This is a genomic window from Microbacterium sp. SYP-A9085, assembly GCF_009649635.1.
Lineage (GTDB): Bacteria > Actinomycetota > Actinomycetes > Actinomycetales > Microbacteriaceae > Microbacterium.
The window spans coordinates 148,184-160,626 of sequence record NZ_WJII01000003.1 but is presented as its reverse complement, the minus strand read 5'-3'; the positions used below and the strand labels follow the sequence as shown (position 1 = coordinate 160,626).

The window sequence follows — 12,443 nt, the reverse complement described above, 5'->3', positions numbered from 1 at the left end:
GCCATGTCCGGAAACGTCGCGGAACTGTTCGTCGACACACTCAAGGCCGCCGGGGTCCGACGCATCTGGGGGCTTCCCGGCGACTCGCTGAACGCCTTCACGGACGCGCTGCGCCGGGACGGGACGCTGCGGTGGATGCACATGCGGCACGAGGAATCCGCCGCGTTCGCCGCCGGCGCGGAAGCCGAGCTGACCGGCGGGCTCGCCGTGGTCGCCGGCAGCTGCGGACCGGGCAACCTGCATTTCATCAACGGGCTGTTCGACGCGCACCGCAGCCGCGTGCCCGTCCTCGCGATCGCGTCGCACATCCCGCTGGCGGAGATCGGCAGCGGGTACTTCCAGGAGACCCATCCGCAGGACCTTTTCCGCGAGTGCAGCGTCTACAGCGAACTCGTCAGCGACGCCTCGCAGCTGCCCTGGGTCCTCGAGGCGGCGATCCGCACAGCCGTGGAGCGACGCGGCGTGGCCGTGGTCGTGGTCCCCGGGGACGTGTTCTTCCAGGACGCGCCCGAGCGGCGCCCGTCCGCGCCGATCCGTGCGACGGTGTCCCGCGTCGTGCCGGACACGGATGGGATGCGCGCGGCCGCCGACATCCTCAACGCCGCCAAACGGGTGACGATCCTGGCCGGTGCGGGCGTGGCCGGCGCGCACGCCGAGGTGCTCGCACTGGCCGAACGGCTGCAGGCGCCCATCGTCCACGCGCTGCGCGGCAAACCGTACATCGAGCACGACAACCCGTACGACGTGGGGATGACGGGGCTGCTCGGGTTCGCGTCCGGGTACCGGGCGATGGCCAAGAGCGATGCGCTGCTGATGCTCGGCACCGACTTCCCGTACCGCCAGTTCTACCCCGAGAAGGCCCGGATCGTGCAGGTTGACATCCGCGGCGAGCAGCTCGGGCGACGCACGCCGATCGACGTCGGCCTCGTCGGCGACGTGCGGTCCACGGCATCCGCGCTGCTTCCGCTGCTGAACGGCGAGCGCGGTGGGAAGCACCTGAAGGACGCGCTCCGGCACTACGCGAAGACGCGCCGCGAGCTCGACGAACTCGCCGACAACGACGGGCGCCGGCCGATGCACCCGCAGTACGTCGCGCGGCTCGTGGACGAGCTCGCCGACCGGGATGCTGTCATCACCGCCGACGTCGGAACCCCGACGGTGTGGGCGTCCCGTTACGTGAGGATGACCGGTCGGCGGATGCTGCTCGGCTCGTTCGCGCACGGTTCGATGGCGAACGCGATGCCGCAGGCGCTGGGCGCGGCCGGTGCCGCGCCCGGTCGTCAGGTCATCGCGCTGGCCGGCGACGGGGGACTGGCGATGCTGATGGGGGATCTCATCTCCGTCACGCAGAACGACCTGCCGGTGAAGATCGTCGTGTTCAACAACTCATCGCTGAACTTCGTCGAACTCGAGATGAAAGCAGCCGGCATCGTGAGCTTCGGCACGGACCTGCGCAATCCGAACTTCGCCGACGTCGCGACCTCCGTCGGGATCACCGGCATCCGCGTCGAGGACCCGGATGCGCTCGAGGATGCGTTGCGCCGCGCTTTCGCCGTCCCCGGCGCCGCGCTCGTGGACGTCGTGGTCGCCCGCGACGAGCTGTCGATCCCGCCGGCGATCACCGCCGCGCAGGCGAAGGGGTTCACGCTGTGGGCGCTGCGCACCGTGATGAGCGGCCGCGGCGACGAACTGCTGGACCTCGCCGACGTCAACATCGTGCGCCGCATTTTCGGGTAGCGGTGCCCCCGAGAGGAATCGAACCTCCGACGCGCGGCTTAGGAGTCCGCCGCTCTATCCACTGAGCTACGGGGGCGTGGCATCCAGCTTACGGGGTCGCGTCGTCCCTGCTGGTGCCGTTCGGCCGCGCTCATGTCGCAGAAAATGCGGGGTGTTGCGCCCCAAGGCCGCATGTTGTGTGACATCCCGCTGATGGTGTCGCAGAACGTGGGGGATGTCGGAGTCGGAAGCCGCATGTTGTGCGACACCGCCGACCGAGCTTCGGTGGGGTCCGGAATGTGCGGAGGCGACCGCGTCCCAGAAGATGCGGGATGCCGGGCCGGAACACCGTTTGTACTGGGACATCATGCGTCGCCAGCCACCCGCGTCGACACCGTGCCGCGCGCGGATAGGCTGGATGCTCCCATGGATCCCTCCGCCGCGCCGCGCGTCTCCAGCGTCATCCGCGTCGTCGCCCGGCGCCTCGCCGAGGCGGGGGTGCCCGATCCGGAGGTCGACGCGGAACTGCTCGTCGCACACGTGCTGGGCACGAGCCGCGGCGGCTCGCAGGCCGCCGCGATCCGCGGCGACGAGCTGACCGCCACCCAGGCCACGGCGCTGGACGACCTGGTCTCCCGGCGCGCCCGGCGCGAACCGCTGCAGCACCTCACCGGCGTCGCACCGTTCCGGCACCTCGAGCTGGCCGTCGGTCCGGGCGTGTTCGTCCCGCGCCCGGAGACCGAGGTGGTCGCACAGCTCGCTATCGACGCGCTCGCCGCGGTGCCCTCGCCGCACCCCCGCGCCATCGACCTGGGCACCGGCAGCGGCGCCATAGCGCTCGCCCTGGCGACAGAGGTGCCGCACGCCGAGGTCTGGGCCGTCGAGCAGAGCACGGATGCCGCCGCGTGGACCCGCCGCAACATCGACCGCTATGGCGACGGCCGCGTGCACCTGATCGCCGGCGACATGCAGGCCAGCCTCGGCGAGCTCGACGGCACGTTCGACGTCGTGGCATCCAACCCTCCGTACGTGCCCGAGGACGCCATCCCGCGCGATCCGGAGGTGCGCCTCTTCGACCCGCCGCAGGCACTGTACTCCGGCGTGGACGGGCTCGACGCTGTGCGCGTGCTCAGCGTCGTCGGCCTGCGGCTCGCGCGGCCCGGCGGCATGATCGTCATCGAGCACGGCGAGTGGCAGGGCGAGACCGTCCGCGCAATCCTCACCGGCAAGGGCTGGCGTGCGGCATCCACTCATCAAGATCTGACCACCCGCGACCGGGCGACCGCCGCGATCCGGCCCTGACCGCGCGCGCCCGAGCGCGAGCCCGCGACCGCGATCCGCCCCGCAGGATCGGCGGTGGCCCGCGTCGCTACACTGGACGGGTCATGTCACCCCTCTTCGACTGCGACGATCCGGCGCAGCTGCTCGCCGGCATGCGTCAGGCACGCCAGGCCATCAGCCGCGGCGAACTCGTCGTCATGCCCACCGACACCGTCTACGGCGTGGCCGCCGATGCGTTCAATCCCGACGCCGTCGCGGGCCTGCTGGCCGCGAAGGGCCGCGGCCGCCAGTCGCCGCCGCCGGTCCTGGTCGCAGGACGCGCGATGATGCAGGCGCTCGTGTCCGAGGTGCCCGAACCCGTCGAGCGCCTCGTCGACGCGTTCTGGCCCGGCGGGCTGACGATCGTCCTGCCCGCCCAGCCGTCCCTGTCCTGGGACCTCGGCGACACGCACGGCACTGTCGCCGTGCGCATGCCCGACCACCACCTCGCGCTGGAACTCCTCGAGGAGACCGGTCCGCTCGCGGTGTCCAGCGCCAACCTCACCGGCAAGGCCGCCGCCATCGCCGCCGGTGACGCGCAGGCCATGCTCGGCGACAGCGTCGCGGTATACCTGGATGCCGGATTCAGCCGCACCGGGGTGTCGTCCACGATCGTGGATGCCACGAGTCTCGTCGGCACGGCGGAGCCCATAGTGCGGGTGCTGCGCGAGGGCGCCATCGACCGCGAACGGCTGCGCACCGTCCTCGGCGACCTGCTCGAGCCCGACCCGACCCTCGAGCCCGACTCGACCGGTGACGACGGGTGAAGCAGTACATCTTCACCATCCTCTTCACCGCCACGGTGACGCTGATCCTCTCGTGGGCGGTGTGGCGCATCGGCCTGAGGTACAAGCTGTACCCCGCTATCCGCGAGCGCGACGTCCACCGCACGCCCACTCCGCGCCTGGGCGGGGTGGCGATGTTCCTCGGAGCCGTCGCCGCGTTCGCGGTCTCGGCGTTCACCCCGTATTTCCAGATCTTCTGGGCCAACCCCCGGCAGGTGTGGGCGATCCTCGCCGCCGTCGCGCTCACTGTCCTCGTCGGCGTCGCCGACGACCTGTGGGACCTGGACTGGATGATCAAGCTCGCCGCCCAGTTCCTCGCCGCCGGCATCATCGCCTGGTTCGGACAGCTTCAGATCTACTCCCTCCCGATCGGCGGGATGACTGTGCCGTCCGCGGCCGTCAGCTTCACGCTCACGGTGTTCGCGATCGTCATCGTGATGAACGCCGTCAACTTCATCGACGGCCTGGACGGCCTGGTCGCCGGGGTCTGCCTGATAGCGAACGCCATCTTCTTCGTCTACTCGTACTTCATCGTCCGCGACTCCGGCGCGTCCAGCTACTTCAACCTCGCGTCCTTCATCGCCGCGATGCTCGTAGGGATCTGCCTGGGATTCCTGCCGATGAACTGGCATCCCGCGAAGCTGTTCATGGGCGACTCCGGCGCGCTCGTGCTCGGGCTGCTGATGGCCACCGGCGCGATAGCCATCACCGGGCAGTTCGACCCCGCCACACTCGACCCCGACGAGTTCGGCCGCTCCCAGCTGCTGGGCGCGTTCATCCCCATCCTGCTGCCGGTCGCCGTCGTGATCCTGCCGCTGCTGGACTTCGGCTCCGCCGTCATCCGCCGCATGCAGGCCGGCAAGTCCCCGTTCTCCCCGGATCGCAAGCACCTGCACCACCGGATGCTGGACATGGGCCACTCGTCACAAGGATCCGTGTACATCTTCTACGCGTGGACGGCCGTGATCGGCCTGTCCATGCTGCTGATGTACATCGGCGTGGGGCATGGATGGCCCGGCCAGTACTGGATCGGCGTCGGCTTCGGCATCCTCGGGATCGCCGCCTGCCTCGTCGTCACGTTCACCCCCGGCCGGCACCGCGCGCCGGGATCCGCCGCCGCGCCCGATCCGGCGCGGCCACCCGTCCCTCAGGAGCACACATGAGCAGCCCCCAGGGCCAGAGCCCCATCACCAGCACCCCGGTCCTGCGCACAACGCTCGTCTGGTCAGCGGTAGTCACGGCCGCCCTCGCCGTCGTCGGGGCGGTCGTGGGATGGCTTGTCGCGGGCGCCGACGGCCTGTTCAGCGCGCTGGCCGGCATCCTCCTCGCCGCGCTGTTCCTGGCCATCACGGCCACCAGCATCCTCGTCGCGAACCGCTGGTTCGGCGACGCGCTGTACGTGCCGATCTTCTTCGGCGTCGTGCTCGGCGGATGGCTGCTGAAGTTCGTCGTGTTCATCGTCGTGCTGCTGGTGCTGCGCGGGCAGCCGTGGATCGAGCCCACCGTGTTCTTCGTCGCGATAGTGGCCGGAATCGCGGCATCCCTCGTCACCGACGTCGTGGTCCTGACCCGCATGCGCGTGCCCACCGTCTCGACCCCGCTGCCCACCGTCGACCCCGACGATCGGCCCGAATCGGGCACGGCATCGGACGAACCGGACTCGCCGTCCCTCTGAGTTTGATAGGGTAGGAGTGCACCCGCCCGCTCACGTCTGACGTCTGAGCCGTCGTGCAGGTGCACCCTCATCGATCATCGTCGCAACGGTCTCGACCGGTGCCCCGAAGTTGGAGCCAGCGCTGTTCACCCTAGCTGCGACCCTCATTGCGAAAACCGCGGAGAATGACGGCGGTTTCCATCCGCCGTCGATCTTCGAGTTCTTCCCCCCGGTCGTGCTGTTCGAGGGTACTCCGTTCGCGCTGACCCGCATCCACCTGATCCAGATCATCGCCACCGTGGCCCTGATCCTCATCTTCTGGCTCGGCACCCGCCGCATGCAGATCGTCCCCGGACGCTTCCAGAGCGTCGTGGAGATGGGCCTGGATTTCGTGCGCAACGGCATCGCCCACGACCTGCTGGGCCGCAAGGACGGCAACCGCTTCCTGCCGATCCTGACCACGATCTTCTTCATGGTGCTGTTCATGAACATCACCGGCATCATCCCCGGCCTGCAGATAGCGGGCACCAGTATCATCGCGGTGCCGCTGCTGCTGGCGATCGTCTCGTACGCGACGTTCGTCTACGCGGGTGTGAAGAAGAGCCCCTCCGGCTTCGTGCGCAACTCGCTGTTCCCCTCCGGCATCCCGGTGTTCCTGCAGTGGTTCGTCGCGCTGCTCGAGTTCCTGTCGACGTTCATCATCCGCCCGGTCACGCTGACGCTGCGTCTCCTGATGAACATGATGGTCGGCCACCTGATGCTGGTGCTGTTCTTCTCGGCGACCTGGTTCTTCTTCTTCACCGCCGGCAGCTGGTGGAGCCTGCTCGGCGCCGGCACTCTCGCCTTCGGCTTCGCCTTCACGGTCTTCGAGATCCTGGTGGCGGTCCTGCAGGCGTACATCTTCGCAATCCTCACCGCGGTCTACATTCAGCTCGCGATCGCGGACGAGCACTGAGCGGGCCGGCACACGCCGCCCCACCCAACGAAAGGAAAAACCCCGTGGAAGCTACTACGGTTCTGGCCGCAGTGAACGGCTCGATCGCCACCGTCGGCTACGGCCTCGCCGCCATCGGCCCGGCCATCGGCATCGGCCTGGTCGTCGGCAAGACGATCGAGGGCGTCGCGCGTCAGCCCGAGCTGGCCGGCCGCCTGCAGGTCCTCATGTGGATCGGTATCGCGTTCACCGAGGCCCTCGCGTTCATCGGTATCGCCACCGGCTTCATCTTCGGCTTCTGACGGCCCCTCTCACGTAAGGAGACAGGATGCTTCCGGCTCTTGTCACTCTCGCCGCGGAAGAGGCTGCCCCGAACCCGCTGGTTCCCGAGATCTATGACCTCGTGTGGGGCACGCTGTGCTTCCTCGTGATCCTGTTCGTGTTCTGGAAGCTCGTGCTTCCCCGCATGCAGGACATGCTCGACCAGCGCGCCGCGGCGATCGAAGGCAACATCGAGAAGGCCGATGAAGCCCAGCGTCAGGCCGAGGTCGCGCTGGAGCAGTACACGGCCCAGCTCGCCTCCGCCCGCAAGGAGGCCGGTGAGATCCGTGAGGCCGCCCGTGAGGACGCCAAGAAGATCGTCGCCGAGGCGAAGGATGCCGCGACCGCCGAGGCCGGCCGGGTGACCTCCGCGGCCCACGCGCAGATCGAGGCCGAGCGTCAGAGCGCCCTGGTGTCCCTGCGCGGCGAGGTCGGCTCGCTGGCACTGGACCTCGCCGGCGGTGTGATCGGGGAGACCCTCTCCGACGACGCCAAGGCGCAGGCCGTCGTCGACCGGTTCCTCGCGGACCTCGAGGCGTCCGAAGCGAAGGCAGCGCAGTAATGGGCAGCGCGACCACTCAGGCCCTTGCGGCATCGACGGCGGCACTGGATGCCGCGTCCGATGTCGACCTGGGCGTTGCCGGCGAGCTGTTCGCCGCGGGACGCGCCTTGGCCGACACGCCGCAGCTGAGCGGCGCGCTGGCCGACTGGGGTGCGAGCGACCACGCGCGGGCGACCGTGGTGGCGTCGGTGTTCCAGAGCCTGGGGCAGACCTCCCGGGCGCTGCTGGACACCGTCGCGCGCGAGCGCTGGTCCAGCGCGTCCGACCTGGTCGACGCCGTCGAAGAGCTCGCTATCCGCGCCGCCGCCGCAGCCGACACGTCGGCGGATGTCGAGGGCGAGCTGTTCCGGTTCGCGCGCATCGTCGCCGGCGACCCGCAGCTCGAGCTCGCGCTGGGCAGCCGGCTGGGCGACCCGGACGAGAAGGGACGCCTCGTAGCGACCCTCCTCTCCTCGCGCGCCAGCGCCGCCACGACGCTCATAGCGTCGAGCGTGGTGCAGCGTCCGCGGGAGCGCCGCGTGCGCGAGCTGCTGGCCCGCGCCGAGCGGATCGTCGCGTCCGCGCGCGGCCGTGCCGTCGCGACGGTGACCAGCGCAGTACCGCTGGGGGCCGCGCAGATCGACCGGATCGCGGCAATGCTGAAGGCGAAGTACGACGCCGACGTCTCGGTGAACACGGTCGTCGATCCAACGCTGGTCGGAGGTCTGCGGGTGCAGATCGCCGACGACGTGATCGATGCGACGGTCGCGTCGCGCCTGTCCGACCTGCGGCACCGGCTCGCAGGCTGACACAGACTTCCCGTCCCAGGACGGCGACTTCGGGGCCGAGGCCCCTCGAACAAAAGGAAGACAATGGCAGAACTCTCCATCAGCCCCGACGTCATCCGTGACGCGCTGAAGGACTTCGTCGCGGCCTACGAGCCCACGGGAGCAGCGGCCACCGAGGTCGGCACGGTCGTGGACACGGCCGACGGCATCGCCCACGTCGAGGGCCTGCCCGGTGTCATGGCCAACGAACTGGTCACGTTCGCCGACGGCACCCAGGGCCTGGCCCTGAACCTCGACGAGCGCAAGATCGGCGTCGTCGTGCTCGGCGACTTCGCCGGCATCGAGGCCGGTCAGCAGGTCACCCGTACCGGCGAGGTGCTCTCGGTCGCCGTCGGCGACGGATATCTCGGCCGTGTCGTCGACCCGCTCGGCACTCCGATCGACGGCCTCGGCGAGATCGCCACCGACGGACGCCGCGCCCTCGAGCTGCAGGCGCCCGGCGTCATGCAGCGCAAGAGCGTGCACGAGCCGCTGCAGACCGGCATCAAGGCCATCGACGCGATGATCCCCGTCGGCCGCGGCCAGCGTCAGCTCATCATCGGCGACCGCCAGACCGGCAAGACCGCTATCGCGATCGACACGATCATCAACCAGAAGTCGAACTGGGAGTCCGGCGACGAGCAGAAGCAGGTCCGCTGCATCTACGTCGCCATCGGGCAGAAGGGCTCGACCATCGCCTCCGTGAAGGGCGCGCTGGAGGACGCCGGCGCGATGGCATACACCACTATCGTGGCGGCCCCGGCATCCGACCCCGCCGGTTTCAAGTACCTGGCGCCGTACACAGGCTCGGCCATCGGCCAGCACTGGATGTACGAGGGCAAGCACGTGCTCATCGTGTTCGACGACCTGTCGAAGCAGGCCGAGGCGTACCGTGCGGTGTCGCTGCTGCTGCGCCGCCCGCCGGGGCGCGAGGCCTACCCGGGTGACGTCTTCTACCTGCACTCGCGTCTGCTGGAGCGGTGCGCGAAGCTGTCGGACGAGCTGGGCGCCGGGTCGATGACCGGACTGCCGATCATCGAGACGAAGGCCAACGACGTGTCGGCGTACATCCCAACCAATGTGATCTCGATCACCGACGGCCAGATCTTCCTGCAGTCCGACCTGTTCAACGCGAACCAGCGTCCTGCCGTGGACGTCGGCATCTCGGTGTCCCGCGTCGGCGGCGACGCCCAGGTGAAGTCGATCAAGAAGGTCTCCGGCACGCTCAAGCTCGAGCTGGCCCAGTACCGCTCGCTCGAGGCGTTCGCGATGTTCGCGTCCGACCTGGATGCCGCCTCCCGCCGCCAGCTGGCGCGTGGTGCGCGCCTGACCGAGCTGCTCAAGCAGCCGCAGTACTCGCCGTACCCGGTGGAGGAGCAGGTCGTCTCGATCTGGGCCGGCACCAACGGCAAGCTGGACTCGATCGAGGTCGAGGATGTGCTGCGGTTCGAGCGCGAGCTGATCGACTACGTCCGCCGCAACACCGTGGTGCTGGACGCACTGCGCGAGACCAATGTGCTCGACGACGACACCGTCGCCGCTCTGGAGAAGGCCGTCGACGCGTTCATCCCGCAGTTCCAGCACGGCTCCGGCCAGTCGCTCACGGCGCCCGGCAGCGAGGAGCACGAGGCGGCCGACGTCGCGGACGTGAACCAGGAGAAGATCGTCAAGGGCCGTCGGGGCTGAGGCTCCGAAGGACGTCACTATGGGTGCACAACTCCGGGTCTACAAGCAGAAGATCGCTTCTGCTCAGACGACCAAGAAGATCACGAAGGCGATGGAGCTCATCGCGGCTTCGCGCATTCAGAAGGCGATGGCGCGCGTGCGCGCGGCATCCCCCTTCGCCAGCGCGGTGACGCGGGCGGTCTCCGCCGTCGCGACGTACTCGCAGGTCGACCACCCGCTCACGCGCGAGCGCGAGCAGGTGCGTCGGTCGGCGGTCGTCATCTTCTCCTCCGACCGTGGCCTGGCCGGCGCGTTCAACTCGCAGATCCTGCGGGAGGGACTCGAGCTGGCACAGCTGCTGCGCGAGGAGGGGAAGGAGCCGGTGTTCTACCTGGTCGGCCGCAAGGCCGTCGGGTACTTCCAGTTCCGCCGCATCACCGGTGAGGCGGAGTGGGTCGGCGAGACCGATACGCCCCGCTTCGCCTGGGCCGAGGATATCTCGGCGACCCTGCTCGACGCATTCGAGCGCGGCGGCGAGGATGGCGGCGTCGACGAGATCCACCTCGTGTACAACCGCTTCGTCAGCATGATGACGCAGAGCCCCGAGACGGTGCGCCTGCTGCCGCTGGAGGTCGTCGAGGCCGCCGCGGACGACAGCAAGGCGTCGGTGTTCCCGCTGTACGAGTTCGAGCCGGATGCCGAGAGCGTCCTGGACGCGCTTCTGCCGGTGTACATCCAGAGCCGCGTCTTCAACGCGCTGCTGCAGTCGTCGGCCGCCAAGCACGCCGCGACGCAGAAGGCGATGAAGTCCGCCAGCGACAACGCCGACAAGCTCATCACCGACTACACCCGCCTGCGCAACAACGCGCGTCAGGCGGAGATCACGCAGCAGATCGCCGAGATCGTCGGCGGCGCGGACGCCCTGGCGTCCGGCAAGTAGACCCCATCGAAAGAGAAGAAGCCATGAGCCTCACCGCACAGGACACCGCGACGCAGGTCGTCGGCCGCGTTGCGCGCGTCACCGGCCCCGTGGTCGACATCGAGTTCCCGCACGATGCGATCCCGGACATCTACAACGCGCTCAAGACCACGATCACGATCGGCGACAGCGCGAGCGAGATCACGCTCGAAGTCGCGCAGCACCTGGGCGACGACCTGGTGCGCGCCATCTCGCTGAAGCCCACCGACGGCATGGTCCGCGGCCAGGAGGTGCGCGACACCGGCGGCCCGATCTCCGTTCCCGTCGGCGACGTCACCAAGGGCCGCGTGTTCAACGTGACCGGCGACGTGCTCAACGCCGCGCCGGGCGAGACGATCGAGGTCACCGAGCGCTGGGGCATCCACCGCAAGGCGCCGAGCTTCGACCAGCTCGAGTCCAAGACACAGATGTTCGAGACCGGCATCAAGGTCATCGACCTGCTCACCCCGTACGTGCTCGGCGGCAAGATCGGCCTGTTCGGCGGCGCGGGCGTGGGCAAGACCGTCCTCATCCAGGAGATGATCCAGCGCGTCGCGCAGGACCACGGCGGCGTGTCCGTGTTCGCCGGCGTCGGCGAGCGCACCCGTGAGGGCAACGACCTCATCCACGAGATGGAGGAGGCGGGGGTCTTCGACAAGACCGCCCTGGTGTTCGGCCAGATGGACGAGCCGCCGGGGACGCGTCTGCGCGTGGCACTGTCGGCACTGACCATGGCGGAGTACTTCCGCGACGTGCAGAAGCAGGACGTGCTGCTGTTCATCGACAACATCTTCCGATTCACGCAGGCCGGCTCCGAAGTGTCGACGCTGCTCGGCCGGATGCCGTCCGCGGTGGGCTACCAGCCGAACCTCGCCGACGAGATGGGGGTCCTGCAGGAGCGCATCACGTCCACGCGCGGCCACTCGATCACCTCGCTGCAGGCCATCTACGTGCCCGCCGACGACTACACCGACCCGGCGCCGGCCACCACGTTCGCGCACCTGGACGCCACGACCGAGCTGAGCCGTGAGATTGCATCCAAGGGCCTGTACCCGGCCGTGGACCCGCTCACCTCGACGAGCCGGATCCTGGACCCCCGCTACATCGGCGAGGACCACTACCGCGTCGCGACAAGCGTGAAGCAGATCCTGCAGAAGAACAAGGAGCTGCAGGAGATCATCGCCATCCTCGGTGTCGACGAGCTGAGCGAAGAGGACAAGATCGTCGTGGCCCGCGCCCGTCGCATCCAGCAGTTCCTGTCGCAGAACACGTACATGGCGAAGAAGTTCACCGGTGTCGAGGGTTCGACGGTGCCGATCAAGGAGACGATCGAGTCGTTCGACGCGATCGTGAAGGGCGAGTTCGACCACGTGGCCGAGCAGGCGTTCTTCAACGTCGGCGGCATCGCTGATGTCGAGGCCAAGTGGGCGCAGATCCAGAAGGAGAACGGCTGATCATGCCGCTGCAGGTCACTCTCGTCTCCGCCGAGGCGGAGGTCTGGTCGGGCGAGGCGACCCTCGTGGTCGCCAAGACCGTCGAGGGCGAGATCGGCTTCATGGCCGGCCACGAGCCGCTGCTGGCGATCCTCGCCTCCGGCCAGGTGCGCATCACGCTGCCCACCGGGGAGAAGATCACCGCCGACGCGGCGGATGGCTTCGTCTCCGTGGAGAACGATCGGGTCACCATCGTGGCCGGTGAGGCCGCGCTTGTCTGACGACCCGC

At 68.9% G+C, this 12,443-nt stretch carries 13 protein-coding genes and 1 tRNA gene; 13 read left to right on the top strand and 1 reads right to left on the bottom strand.

Annotated elements, in window-relative coordinates:
- Nucleotides 1-3: 3 nt before the first annotated feature.
- The gene (gene poxB / locus GH740_RS08505) at nt 4-1,737 is read left to right on the top strand and encodes a ubiquinone-dependent pyruvate dehydrogenase (RefSeq protein ID WP_153745685.1); all 1,734 of its coding nucleotides are present in this window, start codon (nt 4-6) and stop codon (nt 1,735-1,737) included.
- 3 nt (nt 1,738-1,740) lie between these two features.
- Here the strand turns inward: poxB and GH740_RS08500 are convergent.
- Nucleotides 1,741-1,813, bottom strand: a tRNA-Arg gene (locus GH740_RS08500).
- A 329-nt stretch (nt 1,814-2,142) separates the two neighbouring features.
- Here GH740_RS08500 and prmC point away from each other — a divergent pair.
- The 12 genes from prmC to GH740_RS08440 all read left to right on the top strand — a co-directional run bounded on the left by prmC (nt 2,143) and on the right by GH740_RS08440 (nt 12,435).
- On the top strand, nt 2,143-3,018 hold the full coding sequence (gene prmC / locus GH740_RS08495) for a peptide chain release factor N(5)-glutamine methyltransferase (RefSeq protein WP_153745684.1): 876 nt from the start codon (nt 2,143-2,145) through the stop codon (nt 3,016-3,018).
- An 83-nt stretch (nt 3,019-3,101) separates the two neighbouring features.
- Nucleotides 3,102-3,803 (top strand): L-threonylcarbamoyladenylate synthase, encoded by a 702-nt coding sequence (locus tag GH740_RS08490; RefSeq protein WP_153745683.1) that lies wholly within the window; start codon nt 3,102-3,104, stop codon nt 3,801-3,803.
- Nucleotides 3,800-4,984 (top strand): MraY family glycosyltransferase, encoded by a 1,185-nt coding sequence (locus tag GH740_RS08485; RefSeq protein WP_367641174.1) that lies wholly within the window; start codon nt 3,800-3,802, stop codon nt 4,982-4,984. Before GH740_RS08490 ends, GH740_RS08485 begins: the two co-directional genes overlap by 4 nt.
- A complete protein-coding gene (locus GH740_RS08480) occupies nt 4,981-5,496 on the top strand; it encodes a hypothetical protein (RefSeq protein ID WP_153745682.1) in 516 nt (171 codons plus the stop codon). Before GH740_RS08485 ends, GH740_RS08480 begins: the two co-directional genes overlap by 4 nt.
- 121 nt (nt 5,497-5,617) lie before the next feature.
- Nucleotides 5,618-6,430, top strand: coding sequence for a F0F1 ATP synthase subunit A (atpB, locus tag GH740_RS08475; RefSeq protein ID WP_153745794.1), 813 nt, complete (start codon nt 5,618-5,620; stop codon nt 6,428-6,430).
- A gap of 44 nt (nt 6,431-6,474) precedes the next feature.
- The gene (gene atpE, locus GH740_RS08470; RefSeq protein WP_367641171.1) at nt 6,475-6,711 is read left to right on the top strand and encodes an ATP synthase F0 subunit C; all 237 of its coding nucleotides are present in this window, start codon (nt 6,475-6,477) and stop codon (nt 6,709-6,711) included.
- Between the two features lie 26 nt (nt 6,712-6,737).
- Nucleotides 6,738-7,292, top strand: coding sequence for a F0F1 ATP synthase subunit B (locus GH740_RS08465; protein WP_153745681.1), 555 nt, complete (start codon nt 6,738-6,740; stop codon nt 7,290-7,292).
- Nucleotides 7,292-8,080 (top strand): F0F1 ATP synthase subunit delta, encoded by a 789-nt coding sequence (locus GH740_RS08460; protein WP_153745680.1) that lies wholly within the window; start codon nt 7,292-7,294, stop codon nt 8,078-8,080. The genes GH740_RS08465 and GH740_RS08460 overlap by 1 nt, the downstream gene beginning before the upstream one ends.
- Before the next feature lie 63 nt (nt 8,081-8,143).
- Nucleotides 8,144-9,784, top strand: a complete 1,641-nt coding sequence (gene atpA, locus GH740_RS08455; protein WP_153745679.1) for a F0F1 ATP synthase subunit alpha — start codon at nt 8,144-8,146, stop codon at nt 9,782-9,784.
- A 19-nt stretch (nt 9,785-9,803) separates the two neighbouring features.
- Nucleotides 9,804-10,703, top strand: a complete 900-nt coding sequence (locus GH740_RS08450) for a F0F1 ATP synthase subunit gamma (protein WP_153745678.1) — start codon at nt 9,804-9,806, stop codon at nt 10,701-10,703.
- A 23-nt stretch (nt 10,704-10,726) separates the two neighbouring features.
- Nucleotides 10,727-12,175, top strand: a complete 1,449-nt coding sequence (gene atpD / locus GH740_RS08445; protein WP_153745677.1) for a F0F1 ATP synthase subunit beta — start codon at nt 10,727-10,729, stop codon at nt 12,173-12,175.
- A gap of 2 nt (nt 12,176-12,177) precedes the next feature.
- Nucleotides 12,178-12,435, top strand: coding sequence for a F0F1 ATP synthase subunit epsilon (locus tag GH740_RS08440; protein ID WP_153745676.1), 258 nt, complete (start codon nt 12,178-12,180; stop codon nt 12,433-12,435).
- The last annotated feature ends 8 nt before the right edge of the window (nt 12,436-12,443 follow it).

Bases quoted from the DNA above. Each gene is read 5' to 3' on its own strand.
- poxB (WP_153745685.1), top strand. From the start codon at position 4: ATGTCCGGAAACGTCGCGGAACTGTTCGTCGACACACTCAAGGCCGCC.
- prmC (WP_153745684.1), top strand. From the start codon at position 2,143: ATGGATCCCTCCGCCGCGCCGCGCGTCTCCAGCGTCATCCGCGTCGTC.
- GH740_RS08490 (WP_153745683.1), top strand. From the start codon at position 3,102: ATGTCACCCCTCTTCGACTGCGACGATCCGGCGCAGCTGCTCGCCGGC.
- GH740_RS08480 (WP_153745682.1), top strand. From the start codon at position 4,981: ATGAGCAGCCCCCAGGGCCAGAGCCCCATCACCAGCACCCCGGTCCTG.
- GH740_RS08465 (WP_153745681.1), top strand. From the start codon at position 6,738: ATGCTTCCGGCTCTTGTCACTCTCGCCGCGGAAGAGGCTGCCCCGAAC.
- GH740_RS08460 (WP_153745680.1), top strand. From the start codon at position 7,292: ATGGGCAGCGCGACCACTCAGGCCCTTGCGGCATCGACGGCGGCACTG.
- atpA (WP_153745679.1), top strand. From the start codon at position 8,144: ATGGCAGAACTCTCCATCAGCCCCGACGTCATCCGTGACGCGCTGAAG.
- GH740_RS08450 (WP_153745678.1), top strand. From the start codon at position 9,804: ATGGGTGCACAACTCCGGGTCTACAAGCAGAAGATCGCTTCTGCTCAG.
- atpD (WP_153745677.1), top strand. From the start codon at position 10,727: ATGAGCCTCACCGCACAGGACACCGCGACGCAGGTCGTCGGCCGCGTT.
- GH740_RS08440 (WP_153745676.1), top strand. From the start codon at position 12,178: ATGCCGCTGCAGGTCACTCTCGTCTCCGCCGAGGCGGAGGTCTGGTCG.